Annotated in this window: 13 protein-coding genes and 1 riboswitch; of the genes, 2 read left to right on the forward strand and 11 right to left on the reverse strand. The window is 48.8% G+C overall.

What is annotated here, in order from left to right; genetic code table 11:
- Positions 1–164: 164 nt before the first annotated feature.
- Positions 165–1,556 (forward strand): NAD-dependent succinate-semialdehyde dehydrogenase, encoded by a 1,392-nt coding sequence (locus tag L5M38_RS19015; RefSeq protein ID WP_011788372.1) that lies wholly within the window; start codon positions 165–167, stop codon positions 1,554–1,556.
- 62 nt (positions 1,557–1,618) lie between these two features.
- Here L5M38_RS19015 and L5M38_RS19020 read toward each other — a convergent pair whose 3' ends face one another.
- The 10 genes from L5M38_RS19020 to L5M38_RS19065 all read right to left on the reverse strand — a co-directional run bounded on the left by L5M38_RS19020 (position 1,619) and on the right by L5M38_RS19065 (position 12,241).
- Entirely contained in the window at positions 1,619–2,446 is an 828-nt protein-coding gene (locus L5M38_RS19020; protein WP_131525603.1) for a cobalamin-binding protein, read from the reverse strand.
- 76 nt (positions 2,447–2,522) lie between these two features.
- Positions 2,523–3,557, reverse strand: coding sequence for a DUF2235 domain-containing protein (locus tag L5M38_RS19025; RefSeq protein WP_263180020.1), 1,035 nt, complete (start codon positions 3,555–3,557; stop codon positions 2,523–2,525).
- Between the two features lie 209 nt (positions 3,558–3,766).
- A complete protein-coding gene (gene cobO, locus L5M38_RS19030; RefSeq protein ID WP_263180021.1) occupies positions 3,767–4,390 on the reverse strand; it encodes a cob(I)yrinic acid a,c-diamide adenosyltransferase in 624 nt (207 codons plus the stop codon).
- Between the two features lie 44 nt (positions 4,391–4,434).
- Positions 4,435–6,069, reverse strand: coding sequence for a cobyric acid synthase (locus tag L5M38_RS19035; RefSeq protein WP_263180023.1), 1,635 nt, complete (start codon positions 6,067–6,069; stop codon positions 4,435–4,437).
- 105 nt (positions 6,070–6,174) lie between these two features.
- Positions 6,175–6,816, reverse strand: a complete 642-nt coding sequence (gene cobU / locus L5M38_RS19040) for a bifunctional adenosylcobinamide kinase/adenosylcobinamide-phosphate guanylyltransferase (protein WP_263180025.1) — start codon at positions 6,814–6,816, stop codon at positions 6,175–6,177.
- Positions 6,813–7,601 carry an adenosylcobinamide-GDP ribazoletransferase gene (locus L5M38_RS19045; RefSeq protein WP_106649640.1) on the reverse strand — a complete coding sequence of 263 codons (789 nt, stop codon included), beginning with the start codon at positions 7,599–7,601 and terminating at the stop codon, positions 6,813–6,815. The genes cobU and L5M38_RS19045 overlap by 4 nt, the downstream gene beginning before the upstream one ends.
- A 106-nt stretch (positions 7,602–7,707) precedes the next feature.
- On the reverse strand, positions 7,708–8,790 hold the full coding sequence (gene cobT, locus L5M38_RS19050) for a nicotinate-nucleotide--dimethylbenzimidazole phosphoribosyltransferase (RefSeq protein WP_263180026.1): 1,083 nt from the start codon (positions 8,788–8,790) through the stop codon (positions 7,708–7,710).
- Between the two features lie 208 nt (positions 8,791–8,998).
- Positions 8,999–10,129: a FecCD family ABC transporter permease gene (locus tag L5M38_RS19055; RefSeq protein ID WP_263180028.1), complete on the reverse strand. Its 1,131-nt coding sequence runs from the start codon at positions 10,127–10,129 to the stop codon at positions 8,999–9,001.
- Complete coding sequence (locus L5M38_RS19060; RefSeq protein WP_263180029.1) at positions 10,126–11,001, reverse strand: ABC transporter ATP-binding protein; 876 nt, start codon at positions 10,999–11,001, stop codon at positions 10,126–10,128. Before L5M38_RS19060 ends, L5M38_RS19055 begins: the two co-directional genes overlap by 4 nt.
- A 99-nt stretch (positions 11,002–11,100) precedes the next feature.
- A riboswitch (cobalamin riboswitch) is annotated at positions 11,101–11,294 on the reverse strand.
- A gap of 221 nt (positions 11,295–11,515) precedes the next feature.
- Positions 11,516–12,241 (reverse strand): histidine phosphatase family protein, encoded by a 726-nt coding sequence (locus tag L5M38_RS19065; protein ID WP_263171605.1) that lies wholly within the window; start codon positions 12,239–12,241, stop codon positions 11,516–11,518.
- A gap of 269 nt (positions 12,242–12,510) precedes the next feature.
- Between L5M38_RS19065 and metH the strand changes: the two genes are divergently transcribed.
- On the forward strand, positions 12,511–16,245 hold the full coding sequence (gene metH / locus L5M38_RS19070) for a methionine synthase (RefSeq protein WP_263180031.1): 3,735 nt from the start codon (positions 12,511–12,513) through the stop codon (positions 16,243–16,245).
- 853 nt (positions 16,246–17,098) lie between these two features.
- On the opposite strand, the gene L5M38_RS19075 is transcribed toward metH, so the two are convergent.
- Positions 17,099–17,530: a hypothetical protein gene (locus L5M38_RS19075; RefSeq protein ID WP_263180032.1), complete on the reverse strand. Its 432-nt coding sequence runs from the start codon at positions 17,528–17,530 to the stop codon at positions 17,099–17,101.
- Positions 17,531–18,010 lie beyond the last annotated feature (480 nt).

Raw genomic sequence — 18,010 nt, forward strand, 5'->3', positions numbered from 1 at the left:
TAATGCCACTAAAATAGTTCCTGCTGCCACACGAGTTTACCGTTCATCCTAGGCTTCCTTGCCACATAATCAATGGCAAGGGAGTCCACAACAAACAAGACATTTCCACCCTCGATGCCAAAGCTGGCATTTACGCTCTATTTGTTAAACGCTTGGAGGCACATATGGCTTATGCAACAACCAATCCCTTTACGGGAAAGCTCATTAAAGAATTTCCAAATGCAACAGATACCGAAGTCACACAGGCGATAGAATCCGCCCATCAGGCATTTTTAAGCTGGCGAACCACTCCCTTTGCCGACAAGGCCGCAATACTGTCTAAGGCAGCGAAGATCCTCAGAGACAACAAGTCCAAATACGCCAATCTACTGACCTTAGAAATGGGCAAAGTCACAGCAGAAGCCGAAGCTGAAGTCGAACTATCGGCGCAAATTTTCGAATACTACGCCGAACATGCCGAGCGACTGCTAGCACCGCAAAAACTGCCGGTTGCCGATCCCGCCGAAGGTGAAGCGATACTGGTTAATGAGCCGCTGGGCGTATTATTGGCTATCGAACCTTGGAACTTTCCCTACTACCAAATTGCGCGCATCTTAGCGCCGCAGCTTGCCGCCGGAAATACCTTACTACTCAAACATGCATCCAACGTGCCCCAGTGCGCTGCGGCCTTTGAAGGCTTAATGCGCGATGCCGGACTGCCCTCAGGTGCATTCCAAAATCTGTATGCCACCCGAGAGCAGATAGAACAGATCATCAATTCGCCCAAAGTGCATGGTGTTGCGCTCACAGGATCAGAAGATGCGGGATCGATCATTGCCGCACTGGCGGGTAAGGCACTGAAAAAATCCACCCTAGAACTGGGTGGCGCAGATGCCTTTATCGTACTTGAAGATGCCGATCTGCCTAAAACCATCGACTGGGCTGTGTTTGGCCGTCACTGGAACGCGGGACAGGTCTGTACATCATCTAAGCGGATGATCTTAGTTGAAGCCATTTACGATGAATTTATGAAGGGTTATATCAAGGGGATCGAAGCGCTAAAAGCAGGCGATCCTATGGACTCGGCCACTACGCTGGCACCGCTGTCTTCCCAAGGTGCAGCCGATGAGTTGAAGCAGAAGATCCGTGATGCCGTAAAACACGGCGCAACCGCGACCGAAGTGGGGCCAAAAGTGCCGCAGCAAGGCGCCTTTGTGCAGCCAACAATACTGACAAACCTGACGCCAGATAACCCAGCCTACTATTGGGAATTCTTTGGCCCAGTGTCCAGCATCCACAGAGTGAAGGATGAGCAAGCAGCGATTGCCATCGCCAATGACTCGCCTTTTGGATTGGGTGGCTCAGTGTTTACCGCCGACACCCAACGCGGGCTGGCGGTCGCTAAGCAGGTTTCCACAGGCATGATGTTTGTCAATCATCCAACTATGGTCAAGGCCGACTTACCCTTTGGTGGCGTGCGCCGCTCAGGTTATGGCCGCGAGTTGATTGATTTAGGATTGAAAGAGTTTGTAAACCACAAGCTGATTAATGTGGTCGACATCAACGCGCCTTTCTAAACACTTAGAAAATAGCAACATCTGACTAAACGCCTGACGGAATAATCTGTCAGGCGTTTTATTTAACGTGCTTTATCCAAGGCATCACATAAGGCTTGAACGCCAAGTAAAGCTCTGGGCGTCGCGCGGTGTAATAAATCGGCATTGAGTTGATAAATATGCTGTTTCTTCACGGCAGGAATTTCTGGCCATTGGCGCCAATCAACCCCTTTCACATTACCTTCTTCTTCACTCTGCAAAATCACCTCGGGCAAGGTCAGCAAGACGTTTTCTAAACTGACTTGCGGATAATCACTGGCAGCATCGTAAAACACATTTTGTCCATGGCACACACTGATGATCTGTTGGATCCAACTGTTTTTAGAGACTGTCATCAAGGGGGTCGACCAGAGTTGATAGAATACCTTAGGTTCTGATTTTTTAGCATTTTCAACCCGCAATCGGATAAGCTCAGCGCGATAAGCGGCCGCAGCCTTGCTTGCTTCTTCAACATGCCCCGTAAGTTGGCCTAACTCTTCAAGCTCCTTGGCGACGCCTTCTAAGGTTTTAGGATCGCTACCATAAAGGTTAAATCCTAACGTCCTAAGCTGGTTGATATCTTCGGCTTTATTACCCGAATCCCACACCACAATCAGATCGGGATTAAGCTCCATCACCCGCTCCATTTGAATGCCATAGTAACCCCCAATACGCGGGATATTTTTTGCCGCCTCGGGATAATCCGCATAATCGGTTGCGGCCACAATTGTATCGCCCGCACCTATGGCGTAAAGCATTTCCACCGCATGGGGCGAGAGCGCAATAATGCGTTTAGCGGGCTCGGCCAATACGCTATGGGGAAAAAACAAGCTGAGCCCAAAAACGAGTCCAGCTAAGTGTCGCTTAATCATGATATGCCTTAGTATTTATCCCCAAACCGCCTGAAGATGCAGGCGTAGTCTCTTCAGGTCACTTGGGGTTATAGAGTTAAACTAGCTGCTCTGGCCAGCCATAGTGTTCGATATAGGTTTGTAGATTCTTGGGGCGATACTGAGGATCTTGATCCCAGCGGGCCTTCACCGAATGATGCAAAAGTACTGGGATTTGCTCAGGGTCGAGTGGTCGCAAATATTCCTGTTTTATCCGATAAAAACTGCGTCTCGAGTCATGTAAGGTCGCGAGCGGATTTGGATGCACACTCGCGGCTAAGTGTGGCTCTAGGCTTAAATTAAATTTCTGCGCCTCGGATATCATCCACAACAGTGCAATATCCGACAACAATGAACCGTCTTTATCGGGTTTATAACTGCCGCCAATATTGCTATGGGCGCCCGCAAACCACACTTGCTGCATGTCCATATTGTCGCGTAGTTGCCAAATAGTCGGCTCAAAATCACTACGATGTTCATCTATGGCTAACGCATGACGGGCAACGCGCACATTGCGGCCAATTTTAGTGTCGTAAAACTCGTCTTTATCTTCGAACAAGCCTAAAAATGAAATAGGGATCCCCATAGCGCCCACGGTATCCCACACGCCAACAAACTTGATTTCCCGAGATTCATGACTGTATCTCGCTCTAAATTCGAGGGATTTTTCACCATCAGGCGCAAAGGGTGCACTGCTTTTTTTATAGTGGTCGAAAGCTTGTTGAATCAACGCCGCATCGGGACGTTTAAGTATGCCGCAGTTATTAATCAAGCCACACAGGCAACGCACTGTGTAAGCACCACGACTAAAGCCAAAGAGGTAAATCTCATCGCCGGGGGAATAGTTTTGCACTATATAGCGATAACCATCCATGATGTTTTTATGTAAACCGCGCCCTGTTGCGCCACCAATGGTTTGATCGTAATAGGAACCCACACCCCAATCATAAAATACTTGTTGGGGTTTACCATCAGCCGCTATCGGGCTGATAGCACGCGCGAGGCGCAGCACATTGGTGGGGAAATCGACCTTAAGATCTTTCTCGGGTCGATTCCAAGTCCCATCGGCACAAATCACAATACGTTTATTCATAGGATCATCCTTGAGAACACTTTGAACGCTCAACGGTTAGTGGCTAACCCATAGTCGCTAACAACAAATTGTCGCTAGTCACTAATAGGCAGTTACTCGTCCTCAAACTTAGCGCATTTTATGCCTGTGCTAAAGCCATTCGCGCGTCTTACTTAACATTGCAACCAACAATGCTGCGTCACTTATGCGCCGACTTTTACAAGGTTCGATTAGTAGTCAAAACCTTGCTGTGCCTTGATACCCGCTTCGAAGGCGTGTTTAATCGGCTGCACTTCGCTGACCGTATCGGCTAATTCGATAATGGCGCGATGACAGGCCCGGCCCGTAATAATCACATGCTGCATGGGTGGACGATTCTTAAGTGCGCTAAGGACACGTTCCACATCCAGATAGTGATAGCTCACCATGTAGGTCAGCTCATCGAGCATCAAGCAGTCAATCGACTCATCTTGCAGCAGCTTTTCGGCGGCTTCCCAAGCGAGTACAGCGGCGGCGGTATCTTTTTCTTTATCTTGGGTTTCCCAGGTAAAACCTGTGCCCATTACATGAAACTCAACCCCTGCACCTTCGAGTAAATTGCGCTCACCGCACTCCCAAGTGCCTTTGATAAATTGCACTACAGCGGCTTTTTTACCGTGACCGACGGCGCGGGCAACAGTGCCAAAACCTGAGGTCGATTTGCCTTTACCGTTACCAGTTAACACCAGCAGAATCCCCTTCTCCTCTTGGGCGGCGGCAATTTTAGCATCCACACCGGCTTTCACTTTCTGTTGGCGAGCCTTATGGCGTTCGGCCTTGATTTGCGCTTGTTCGTTGTCGTTTTGTGCTGTCATGGTCTTCTCTTCACTCTGCTGCTAAAAATGTCTGCTTCTAAAACTTATGCTTCTAAAATTGGCTGTAATTTTTGCATGTCTAAATGCTCGGCTAACACATCGGCTAAACGATCGAGTTGCTGCTCACGTATTTGATTGATATCTATCGCCTTAGCATCGTTTAATCCCGCCCAGCGCAAAATCAACTGACACGCATCCGGGCTATCAAACAGCCCATGTAAATAAGTGCCAAGGATTTGCCCGTCATCGCTTTGCAGGCCATCGGCAAAGCTCATAGATGTGGAATCAGGGATTAACTGCAAGGGCGCATTCGTTTGTTCAAGCCTAGGGATAAGATAGCTTGATTCACCGCAGTGGATTTCATAGCCCTTAACAGCAACCTTTTGCCCAAGTAACGTTAGCTCACCGCTCACTCGCCGTAACTGTTTTTCGGCTTTCAATTCTGTGCTCAGCGGCAGGTAGCCAAGTCCTGCGGTATCGCCCGCACTGTCTTCAATGCCTAAGGGATCGGCAATGCTTTGGCCTAGCATTTGATAGCCGCCGCAAATGCCGAGCACTTTGCCGCCGTAACGCAAGTGAGTGGCAATATCTTTATCCCAGCCTTGCTGGCGTAAAAAGGCTAAATCGGCGCGCACATTCTTACTACCGGGTAAGATCAATACATCGGCGGCGGGCAAATGAGTCGCGTGACTCGCGGCTTGGGTTTGCAACGACACATAATCAAAATCAATATCGGGATGCAGCCGCAGCGGATCAAAATCCGTATGATTACTGATCCTCGGGTACACTAATACCCGCACTTTTAAGCGGCTGTTAGCGCCTTTAGTCGGCGAGCTTATCAGCGCATCTTCGGCATCAAGATGTAAATCATGCAGATAAGGCAACACACCTAAAACAGGCTTTTGAGTATAAGCTTCAAGCCAATCGAGACCAGATTGCAACAGGCTAATATCACCACGGAAACGGTTGATCACAAAGCCCTTTACCCGCGCCTGTTCAGACTCAGATAACAGCGCCAAGGTCCCAACTAAATGGGCAAATACGCCACCTTTATCGATATCGGCAATGATAATCACAGGACAATCCACGGCTTCGGCAAATCCCATGTTGGCAATATCGCCCTCGCGCAGATTGATCTCCGCTGGACTGCCCGCGCCTTCCACCACTATGGTTTGATACTGGGCACTTAATCGCTCGAAGGATTCCAGCACAGCGCCGAGCGCCATTGCCTTGTAATCCTTAGATTTAGGTCCAAAAAAAGCCGAGGCTTCGAGTGTCGTCAGGGCTTTACCGTGAACGATAATTTGCGCGCCCGTGTCCGAGCTTGGTTTAAGCAGTATGGGATTAAAATCGGTATGGGGCTCAAGATAACAGGCCACGGCTTGCAAGGCCTGTGCGCGGCCAATCTCGCCGCCATCGACAGTAACAGCGCTATTGAGCGCCATATTTTGCGGCTTAAAGGGCGCAACCTTAATCCCCTGACGAGCGAGCAAACGACAAATGCCTGCGACTAAGGTGCTCTTGCCCGCATCCGATGTAGTGCCCTGCACCATCAAGACTGCCGCGCGCCGAGGTGAATTAACCGCAGGCGTATTAATTGCGGGCGTATTAACTAAAGGAGTGTCAGCGGTATCGAGTGCATTAGCACAGGCTGTGTTGTCTGTGTTTGGAGAGGACATAGGTTTAAAAGGCTTATTCTAGTTTGCAGTCATTAACATAACAGCTCAGTCTAAAAATCACTTAAGTATGCAACTTAAGCTTAAAACGTGGACTGAGCCCAAAGTCTAAAGTGGTTTCAATGCTAAGGGTAAACCAGCTACCACTAAGGTGACATTGTCAGCCAATGCGGCTACGGCTTGGTTTAACCAGCCCGCTTCATCGACAAATTGCCGGCTCAACTCACCTAAGGGCACTATGCCAGAACCGACTTCGTTACTGATCAACACCACCACTCCCTCAAGCTCGACGAGGGAATCCACAAAAGCGGTTTTCTCGGCCTGCCAACTCGCATGAGCTTTATCGTCAGAGGTTGAATTGCCAAAGGTGGAAGTGGCAGAGGTTGAAACGGCAAAGTCAGTCGCATTCCACTCAGTCGGCGCGGGTTCATCATCGATGTTAACGTTCGATGCAAGTAATTGATTAGTTAACCAAAGAGTTAAACAGTCTACTAAAATCACTCGCCCAGGTTTTGCTAACTGTTTTAACAGTGCAGTGAGGGCGAGCGACTCTTCAAACAATTGCCATTCGATACCATCGTCCGATCGTCCCGCTTGATGCTTGGCGATACGTGTCGCCATTTCATCATCTAGCGCCTGCGCCGTCGCCACATAGCAAGCATCGAAGCCAAGCGCAGTATACTGACGCACTAAGGCTTCGCCGTAGCGACTCTTACCGCTACGGGCGCCGCCTAGGACGAGGTGGATCACAGTATGTTACCCACAACGAGCAATACAAAATAACACACGATTTCAGATATTTGCTGCGCCGCGCCTAAGGTATCACCCGTGTAACCGCCAATCTGGCGTCTAAAGATCACTATGATCAAACGGCGCAGTCCTATCATCACCAATAGCAATGACAATGCCGCTAACCCCTTGAGGAATAACAACACTAATACGCCGCTGGCGATCAGGATAAGCAGCTCATTAATGCCTTGATGTTGCGATAGCGGCTTAGACTTACTGGTCTCGTCATCGCGGACATATTTTTCACTAAAGATGATACTGGCTGATACCACGCGGCTGACCGTGTGGGCGACGATAAGCGCCGAGCCCGCGACCACAGGATCGTACAGCGCCAACTCGACTAACAACTGCCATTTCAGCAGCAGGGCCAAGATCAACGCCAGTGCGCCATAACTGCCAAGGCGCGAGTCCTTCATGATCCGTAGCTTGTCTTCCGCCGTCCAACCACCGCCAAAACCGTCGAAGGTATCGGCCAGGCCATCCTCGTGGAATCCGCCCGTGAGCAAGACGCCAACCAACATAGCTAACAGCACAGAGACACCGGCGGGGAGCCAGTTCTGTGTCAGCCAAAATACAATGGCACTTAACAGGCCGACCAAAAGACCGACGAGACCGAAATAACGGCTGGCCTTATTCAACTTATCGCTATCGACTTCGACCCACTTAGGCATAGGAATGCGGGTAAAATAGCCCATGGCAACTAAAAACAAATCTATCTCTTTGTGCCAGCTTTCGCGTTCTGACATAAAGCATCCTTAGTGAATTAACACTTGCTGCAAGGTTTAAGATTAAAACGGTTGGCTAAAAAGTTATTATTTTAAATAAGTAAAATAAGCGACTTAGCAGAGCACATCATACAACAGCCTCAATCCCCGCATCACTAAAACTCGCCATTTGATTGTAAAAATTTACTGAGGCTTGAATAAGCGGCAACGCCAAAGCTGCGCCCGTACCTTCGCCTAATCTTAGCCCGAGGGATAATAAAGGTTTCGCCTGCAAAAACTCTAACATCCGCTGATGGCCTTGCTCGTCTGACTGGTGGGCAAAAATCAAATAATCACGCACATTGGGGGCGATTTGCACCGCGACTAATGCTGCCGCTGTCGCGATAAAACCGTCCACGACCACCAGCATTTTACGTTCAGCGGCAGCTAACATAGCTCCCGTCATCTGCACAATTTCAAAACCTCCTAGGCAAGCTAACACTGACTTAGGCCCAGTTAAGGCGCTTTGATGCAGCAATAACGCAAGCTCAATCAGCATCAATTTACGTTCTAAGGTTTCGCTATTAATGCCCGTACCACGGCCAACGCAATCAATCACATCCAGCTGCATGATCGCCGCCATAATGGCCGCCGCCGCTGAGGTATTGCCTATGCCCATTTCGCCAAAGGCGACTAAGTTACAACCTGCTTGATGGTGACGTTCAATCAAATCGCGCGCCATCGCAAAGCCTTTATCGACGGTTTCAAGCGCCATCGCGGGCTCTAAATGGATTGCACCCGTTCCAGCGCCAAGACGTTGATCGATAATGCCTTCAACCCCTTCGACTGGCGTTAAAATGCCGCAATCGATCACTTCGAGCTTAAAGCCCACCTGCCGACAAAAAACGTTAATCGCCGCGCCGCCATGGGCAAAGTTTTGCACCATTTGGCGCGTTACTTCGCTAGGGGCAATCGACACGCCTTCAGCGGCAATACCATGGTCACCCGCAAACACTAACATGGTTGGATGGACTATTTTGAGCACATCCGTTTGTGGCTGCTCCGTTTGTTGCAAATCAGTCGCTTGCACGCGGGCAATCTGCAAGGCTAAGGATTCGAGCTGACCTAAGGCACCGGGCGGCTTAGTCTTAAGATCAATTTTCTGCAGAATCACCAGATCCTGCGCTTTACTCACAGGGCTTATTTGAAAAGACACGGCTGACTGAGACATCCACACTCCACTTTGTAATCTACATTAAATAACCACAACGCATCCCGCGTCTATGACGAACATGTCCAATTGTGCATTTCCAATCGCGGGTGGGATATCAACAGAAATACTGATTATCCCGCCAGCCTGCACTTACGACATGACTCTAGGATGACGACTTAACTCTGGGTTTACGTCCTGACTAGGTGCCTACGGCATGACCTTGTATTTACGGCATGACCCTACGCTTACGCAAAATCAGCAAAAAGAACATACTACCTATGGCGGCCGTGATAATGCCCACGGGCAACTCTTGATTACCCAATAAACAGCGCGCTAATACATCAATCCACACCATAAATAAGCCGCCCACCAGCGCCGTTAATAAAATCGGCTGACGACCGGGAAACAGCATGCGTACTGTATGGGGGATCATTAACCCGACAAAACCGATACCGCCACAGGTAGCCACCAAAATAGCGGTAATCAAGGAGCAGAGCAGCAACATATTGAGCCGCAGCTTAGGCACATTCACCCCTAAGGTATGCGCCGTTTCATCCCCCGCCTGCAACGCCATGATCTGCCGTTTCATGCCTAAAATAATGAATAAACTCGCACCAATCACCAGTGTCGGCAGTACTAACAAGGACCAACTGGCCTTAGCGAAACTGCCTAAACTCCAAAACAGCACAGAGGCTGTCGCCTGCGGACTGGCGAAATACAGCAGCAGACTCGTTAATGCGCCGAACATAAAGGAGGTCGCCACACCAGAGAGCAACATGCGCTCCACTTGGCTATTAAGCCCAAGCCCAGACAAGGCCAGCACTATCAGTACCGACAAACTGGCGCCAATAAAAGCGCCGAAAGGCAAGCTAAACCAAAGCAAACCCGACAAGGCACCCGAGCCACTAAAAATCCCCGAGTTTGCCGCCATGCCCGCATTATCAAAAAATCCAGAGCCTGTGAATATCGTCAACATCACCACAGCGCCAAAGGACGCGCCGGAACTAATACCAAACAGATAAGGGTCGGCCAGCGGATTGCGGGTCACGGTTTGCAGCACACTGCCCGCCAAGGACAAACCCGCCCCCGCCACAAAGGCCAGCAAAATGCGCGGCAGCCTGAGCTCCATCACGATGCGTTCTGTCATGCCATTGGTTTGAGTGAGGTTGGTAATTTTATTGATAAACACTTGGATAACATCGATAAAACTGATGTTCGCCGCGCCAAAACTTGTGGCGGCAATGGGGGTTATCAAAGTGATTATGCCTAATGCGACCAGCATCAGTTGTTGTCTCGTCAACGGTGTCACGATACGCCCCAAATATGAGATGAAATATTGTTTACTCCCCTGAATCATCCACCTTCGCCTCGCTCGTTCAGGCCATGATCTACATGGTGATAACCATAAAAATAGCTGATTAAGGGCTTTTTATGTTGTGGATGGGGCGATACCTGAGCACACACGCCAAACACATCGCCAATTCGCGCCTCGGTTAATACTTCGGTTGGCGTCCCCATAGCGCTGACTTCCCCGTTATGGATCAACAACAAACTGTCGCACAGGGCACTGGCTAAATTAAGATCATGAATAGAGGCAATCACGCTAATCCCAAGACTACGCACCAATTCGAGGATTTGAATTTGATAGCGCACATCGAGGTGATTCGTTGGCTCATCGAGGATTAAAAGCTGCGGCTGCTGTACTATGGCGCGGGCAATCAAGGCGCGTTGCTTTTCACCGCCAGATAAGTGCTCATATTGTTGGTGCATCTTATGGCTCAAGCCAACTTTCTCTAAAGCCTTAGCAATACGCTCAATATCACAGCTCGAATTGGTATCGAACATGCCCTTGTGGGGCGTTAAGCCCATGCTGACTAATTGCTCTGTGGTGAGGTCAAAATAGTGCGGTGTATCCTGCTGTACTACGGCGACGCGACAGGCAAACGCCTTGGGCGACAAGCGCTCAATATCTTGATCAAAAAGGGTAATTTTGCCCTGAGTTGGGCGAACAAACCGATACAAACAGCGCAGCAAGCTAGACTTGCCCGCACCGTTAGGCCCAATCAGCCCCAGCATCTGCCCCGTTGGCAGCGTAAAGTTAATATCGGAAAGTATGGTTTTGCCATCGATACACCAGCTCAACTGGCTCACATTGAGCGCGACTGACGGGCTCAATGACGAGTTAGTGTCATTCACGGGGCTGTTAGTTTGGATTGCGGAAAGTTTCACCTAAGCGGCGCTCCTATCGAGTCCAAACCTGTATAAAAAAAGGTTGTGCATATTGTCATCTGCTCCCTCGAGTCACCCGCTCGAGAACTAAGGCTGCACGCAGCGATAACAGAAATAGGCAGGTCTCCTGACTTGTAGAAAAGAAGGAGCTAGGCTCTAGAATCTAGGCGCTTCTTTAAACTACTCACAGTTGCGGGCACAGTTCGGGCTGACTGACGAGCAGCTCCCCGATTCCCTATTATGTTTGGGTTGATATGCTCTTTGTTAACAACGCCACTGTGAATTAAAACAACGGAGCGATTCGAACAAAGAGAGTCTATTCCCAACACCTATTTCTGCGACGTTATCACTCATTGCGCATGTAATACGCTATCTCGTTCAAACGTCAGGGAAAAGCATTATCCTACATCTATCCCATTAGGCAATGCTGTTTAAATCAGAATATTTTCATGTCAGCTTATTCTCGCCAAACAATCACGCCTACACCATATCGCCTAGGTCGTGAAATAAGGCCTCAACACCTGCGCCCACTTGGCCAATCTAAACGCCAATAGCAGGCACCCTGTTCATCTTGCAGCACATTAATAGTCACCACGGCCGCCACGGGTAAATCGAGTTGACTATAAAACCCCACCGCCCGTTCAACCCCTAAGGCACGCGCCATTAAGTGACGGATCACCCCTCCGTGGGTCACGACCCACACTTGAGTGGCTGGCATATTGACAGTGGTTTCATTAACGGCACTGTTTTCATTACCCATTTTATGTGAGTCAAGGGTCAATCGTTCAAACTCGGCGGCGAGTATCTGGTCAATCGTCCCATTCACCCGCGACTCAAAACTTGCCATAGTTTCACCATTGGGCGGCGGAGTTTGCCAAGGGTCTTGCCAATACGCCGCTAAGCGTTCGCCCTCTTGTTGATACAGTTCATCGAGCCGACAACCGTCCCAATCACCAAAATCAATTTCCTGTAAACCCGACAAACACTGCGCCTGCAATGGCCTTGACTCAGATATCAGTGCCGCCGTCGAATGCAACTCGGCGGCAAAAGCGTGGGCAAAATCGGCGCAGCGGCGTGAAATCGAGCTATAAATCGCGCTACACACGCTGGCCTGTGACTCAACTGCTGCCGACATTTGTTGCCAACCCTTTTTGCTTAAAGGCACATCCACACGACCCCGCAAGATCGCGCCGCCTTCACACTCACCGTGGCGCAACAATAACAACCGAACTTGTTTCATATATGCCTTTTTAGTTAGGGACTAGATGCTAGGAACTCAAGCCAAGGGCCTAAATTCTTGATTCTCGATTCTCGCTCCTAATGCCTTTGACTTTCATCTTGCCCTGACAATCATAAGTCGCGTATTATGGACGTCTATACGTTTAAATGTCCAAAACAAATTTTTAAGAACAAGTATTCAAAAAATGTCGGCTGACGACAATAAAATGCACTTAGCATAACAATGGCCGATTTTTGGACTTAACTTAGCTGTATTTAAGGTAACTATTTATGACGATACCCTCTACCAAAGCCGGCCAGATATTGGCAGACATTCGTAAACAGCTTGCTGAGCGCATTCTAATCTTAGACGGTGCCATGGGCACTATGATCCAAGACCACAAGCTCGAAGAAGAGGACTATCGCGGCGAACGCTTTAAAGATTGGCACACTGACGTCAAAGGCAACAACGATTTATTGGTGTTGTCGCAACCCCAGATCATCAAACAAATTCACACCGACTACTTAAACGCCGGTGCCGACATCATTGAAACCAACACCTTTAATGCTACTACTATCGCCATGGCCGACTACGACATGCAGTCGCTGTCCGCCGAAATTAACTTAGCCGGCGCCCGCCTCGCCCGTGAAGCCTGTGATGAAGTGTTTGCTGCCACAGGCATTCCGCGCTACGTCGCCGGTGTGTTAGGCCCCACTAACCGTACGTGTTCGATTAGCCCAGATGTGAATGACCCAGGCTATCGCAACGTCAGCTTCGATGAGTTAGTGACTGCTTACAAAGAATCCACTAAGGCGCTGATTGAAGGCGGCGCGGATATCATTATGGTCGAGACCATATTCGATACCTTAAACGCCAAAGCCGCGCTGTTTGCGATTGAATCCGTATTCGATGACTTATTCGGTCAGCATTCTAAAGACAGATTGCCGATCATGATTTCGGGCACCATTACCGATGCCTCTGGCCGCACACTGACTGGCCAAACGACCGAAGCCTTTTATAATTCCCTGCGCCATATCAAGCCCTTATCTATCGGTCTTAACTGCGCACTTGGGCCAAAAGAATTACGCCCTTATGTGGAAGAATTATCCCGCATCAGTGAGTGTTATGTGTCGGCGCATCCGAATGCTGGCCTGCCGAACGAGTTTGGCGGTTACGATGAAACCCCAGAAGATATGGCGAACGTGATTGAAGATTGGGCGCGCGAAGGCATGCTCAATATTATCGGTGGTTGTTGTGGTAGTACGCCTGAACATATCCGCGTTATTCGCGAAGCGGTCGATAGACATAACCCGCGCGTGTTGCCAAATATCCCCGTCGCCTGCCGCCTTGCAGGTTTGGAACCACTGACTATCGACGCCCAATCCCTGTTCGTTAACGTGGGTGAGCGCACCAACGTTACAGGTTCGGCCAAGTTTTTAAAATTGATCAAAGAAGGCAAGTTTGAGCAGGCGCTCGATGTCGCCCGCGAGCAGGTCGAAAGCGGCGCGCAAATCATCGACATCAACATGGACGAAGGCATGCTCGATGGCGCCGAGATCATGCACAAGTTTTTAAACTTGATTGCCTCTGAGCCCGACATCAGCCGCGTACCTATTATGATCGACTCCTCTAAATGGGAAGTGATCGAAGCTGGCCTCAAATGTATTCAAGGCAAGGGCATAGTTAACTCGATTTCCCTTAAAGAAGGCGAAGCCAAGTTTATCGAGCAAGCAACACTGGTGAAACGCTACGGCGCGGCGGCCATTATCATGGCATTCGACGAGCAAGGTCAGGCCGATACTAAGGCGCGTAAAATCGAAATCTGTACCCGCGCCTATCGGGTGCTGGTCGATAAGGTCGGCTTTCCGCCAGAAGACATCATCTTCGACCCAAATATCTTCGCCATCGCCACGGGTATCGATGAACACGACAACTATGCCGTCGATTTTATTGATGCCATTAAAGCGATTAAAGCCACCCTGCCCCACGCGATGATTTCGGGCGGCGTGTCGAACGTGTCGTTCTCGTTCCGCGGTAACAACCCAGTGCGCGAAGCGATTCACGCGGTATTCCTGTACCACGCCATCAAAGTCGGCATGGACATGGGGATTGTCAACGCGGGCCAGTTAGCCATTTACGACGATATCGATCCTGAGCTTAAAGTGCGGGTCGAAAACGTGGTGCTGAACTTGCCCTGCCCAGTTGAAGGCTCAAGCAATACCGAGCAGTTACTTGAAATCGCAGAGAAATTCCGCGGTGATGGCGCGCAGGTCGGTAAGAAAGAAGATTTAGAATGGCGCAGCTGGCCGGTGAGCCAACGCTTATCCCATGCGCTAGTCAAAGGCATTACCGAATTTATCGATGAAGATACCGAAGCCGCTCGCCAAGAAGCGAAACGTCCGCTGGATGTGATTGAAGGCGCCTTGATGGACGGCATGAACGTGGTCGGCGACTTGTTCGGCTCGGGCAAGATGTTCCTGCCGCAGGTGGTGAAATCGGCGCGGGTGATGAAAAAAGCCGTGGCTTACTTAAACCCCTATATCGAGCTGGAAAAGGTCGAAGGCCAATCTAACGGCAAGATTTTGATGGTGACGGTAAAAGGTGACGTGCACGATATCGGCAAAAATATCGTCGGCGTGGTGCTCGCCTGTAACGGTTTTGAGGTATTCGATTTAGGTGTGATGGTGTCGGTGGAGCGAATTCTCGATGCAGTGAAAGAACACAATATCGATATCATCGGCATGTCGGGCCTCATCACTCCGAGTCTGGACGAGATGGTGCATAACGTGAAAACCTTTCACCGCGAAGGCTTAACCATTCCAGCAATTATCGGCGGCGCGACTTGCTCTAAAATCCACACAGCGGTAAAGATTGCGCCCCATTATCCCCATGGCGCCATTTATATCGCCGATGCGTCCCGCGCCGTGCCTATGGTGAGTAAGCTCATCAACAACGAGACACGCCAAGCGACCATAGACGAAACCTATGCTGAATACGACGACATGCGTACTAAGCGTCTATCCCAAGCCAAGCGCAAAGAGATAGTGTCACTCGAAGCGGCCCGTGAAAACCGCTGCCAACACGATTGGGCCAACTACACCCCGTTCACGCCAAACGTGCTCGGTCGCCAAATATTTGATAATTATCCATTAGAAGACTTAGTCGAGCGTATCGACTGGACACCGTTTTTCCGCTCGTGGGAACTGCACGGCCATTACCCTGAAATCCTCACCGATAAAGTGGTCGGCGTCGAGGCGCAAAAGCTGTTCGCCGATGGTCAGGCCATGCTCAAACAAATCATCGAAGAAAAGTGGCTCACGGCGAAAGCGGTTATCGGCTTATTCCCAGCCAATACCGTCAATTATGACGACATTGAACTCTATACCGATGAGTCGCGTACCACAGTCGAAATGACCACGCATCACCTGCGGATGCAGCTTGAACGTGTCGGCAACGACAACTTCTGCCTATCCGACTTTGTTGCGCCAAAAGACTCAGGCGTCGCCGATTACATGGGCGGCTTTGCGGTGACCACTGGCCACGGCATAGACGAACATGTGGCGCGTTTTGAAGCCAACCACGACGACTACAACGCCATCATGCTCAAATGCTTAGCTGACCGTTTGGCCGAAGCCTTTGCCGAACGGATGCACGAACGGGTACGTAAAGAGTTTTGGGGTTATGCGGCCGATGAGCAGTTAAGCAACGAAGCCTTAATCCGCGAAAAATACAAAGGCATACGTCCAGCACCGGGTTACCCAGCATGCCCAGACCACACTGAAAAAGGCTTGTTATGGGACTTGCTCAAGCCCGATGAAACCATCGACTTGAACATCACCGAAAGCTACGCCATGTTCCCCACAGCGGCAGTATCGGGCTGGTATTTCGCCCACCCGAAATCGCGCTACTTTGGCGTGAGTAACATAGGCCGCGATCAAGTGGAAGATTATGCCAAGCGCAAAGGGATGAGCATTGCCGAAACGGAGAAGTGGCTGGCGCCAGTGTTGGATTATGATCCAGAGTAATCGGGGTTTAGATTACGCTAACGCAGTATGAGATCTAAGATCGGTCTTGCGACCGAAAGGTCGTGGGGCTTCACCCCACACCCGACCAAGGAGGACTGCTCGTCCTATCCTCCTTGGATTCTCCAAGACGCCCCTAGCGAAGTTACATGCATTGATTAGTGGCTTCGTGCTTATTCGAAAATAGCTAACGCTTCCGATGGGGCGTCCCTTCCCCCCGAAAGCTACGCAGACGTCCTGTCTGCGTCACGCTATTTTCTTCAACGCCCTTCAGCAACTTCGCAGGGGATCAGTGAACTTCTGTGGCATTAGAGTTAACTTTTCGCATTGAAAGAGTTATGCCAACGCCACAAGACTTATTATCCTCAACTTACCAATTTATATAGTAGACTCAAGCTTATTATTGATACTTCTATAAACTAAATATAAGTGAGTCAACTCAACCAAAGCAAAGTTAACTATTACGACGGTGAAATATTGTAGATCACCCATAGACCATAAGTTAAATAAAAAGAAAACTTCTAGATATCGAAACTTAGACCACCTAAAGTAATTTGACGGATAATCTTTGCCTATAAGCATAGGTAACACTTTAAAATTAAAAGTGACTGCAATAGCAATATACACACAGAGCATGCTAAGTAACGAAAACAATAACTTGAAGCTAAAAATATTCATCTGCACAAAAATCGATTCAGACTTAAATTCAACTATCAAATCAACTGCAAGGCCGATAACAAGTGTCAAAGCAAGCACTATACTCATACCAAAAAAACTAATTTTTTTCATAAAACTCTTAAATCATCCCTAAAATAAATCAATAAACACAGTAAGCAAAACATCTTTAAAGTAAAAATTAAACCAATAAATTCAACCTATTATACTTTTTCACAAGTATATTAAAAACAAAGAACAAGGTCAAAAACATGAGTGTTTTTACAAAGATATCGATAAAACGTAATGGACTCATCCCGCCAGCTAATAACACATCGAAAACAGGCAGTGATGGCAGCACAACAAATGTAAAAAATGAAGTACCTAACACAGAGTAAATAAAATACGTTGGATACCCAACTCGATTAATAATCAAAGCACATGCTAAAGAAAATATGATCATCAGTGGAAGATGTATCCAAAAGCAAAATACAACTATCCCCAAGTTTTCACTTAATGCTTTTACATTGAAAGATAACAGTAAATCCCACCACCATTTGCTATCGACAGACAACCCACTTCCATGCATAAATATCGACACAGCTATGCCGAAGATAATCACTAAAAACTTCAATTTACCTCCAATAAATCTGCTCTGTTTCGAGCTATTGCAAACCTTATCTTTTGAAATAAATAACAAAATCAAAATCGTGGAATTCCATTCCACACCAGGGCAAGAGGGGGATCAACAGCAATCCCCCTCTTGCATCTCCCCTTGCCGCCCCTAGCGAAGTTACATGCATTAGAGACTAGCCTTGGTCTTATGGATAAATTGCTATCGCTTCCGATGGTACATCCTGTACCCCGAAAGCTAGCTCGGCATATATGGACCCATCCGGTTTGCAAGACATTCGATAGCGATTTTGAGAAGAGTTCATTGCACCCATATATTCGGCCTGTTATTGAGGTATGCCTCTGGCCCTGATGGATATCTGCTTCTACTGTCCTTATCATCCTTGCGGCTTCATTATGAGCCTATACCGAGCTAAGGTTTTCAGTAGATCAGTCTGACTGTCTCATCATCAAATCAAGTGTCTTAGCAACTTGCTGGTTG

It is taken from the genome of Shewanella sp. SM101, assembly GCF_025654465.1.
GTDB lineage: Bacteria > Pseudomonadota > Gammaproteobacteria > Enterobacterales > Shewanellaceae > Shewanella > Shewanella oncorhynchi.

Bases quoted from the DNA above. Each gene is read 5' to 3' on its own strand.
- L5M38_RS19045 (WP_106649640.1), bottom strand. From the start codon at position 7,601: ATGTCAGAACGCGAAAGCTGGCACAAAGAGATAGATTTGTTTTTAGTT.
- L5M38_RS19035 (WP_263180023.1), bottom strand. From the start codon at position 6,069: ATGTCCTCTCCAAACACAGACAACACAGCCTGTGCTAATGCACTCGAT.
- cobO (WP_263180021.1), bottom strand. From the start codon at position 4,390: ATGACAGCACAAAACGACAACGAACAAGCGCAAATCAAGGCCGAACGC.
- metH (WP_263180031.1), top strand. From the start codon at position 12,511: ATGACGATACCCTCTACCAAAGCCGGCCAGATATTGGCAGACATTCGT.
- L5M38_RS19015 (WP_011788372.1), top strand. From the start codon at position 165: ATGGCTTATGCAACAACCAATCCCTTTACGGGAAAGCTCATTAAAGAA.
- cobT (WP_263180026.1), bottom strand. From the start codon at position 8,790: ATGTCTCAGTCAGCCGTGTCTTTTCAAATAAGCCCTGTGAGTAAAGCG.
- L5M38_RS19055 (WP_263180028.1), bottom strand. From the start codon at position 10,129: ATGATTCAGGGGAGTAAACAATATTTCATCTCATATTTGGGGCGTATC.
- L5M38_RS19020 (WP_131525603.1), bottom strand. From the start codon at position 2,446: ATGATTAAGCGACACTTAGCTGGACTCGTTTTTGGGCTCAGCTTGTTT.
- L5M38_RS19025 (WP_263180020.1), bottom strand. From the start codon at position 3,557: ATGAATAAACGTATTGTGATTTGTGCCGATGGGACTTGGAATCGACCC.
- L5M38_RS19065 (WP_263171605.1), bottom strand. From the start codon at position 12,241: ATGAAACAAGTTCGGTTGTTATTGTTGCGCCACGGTGAGTGTGAAGGC.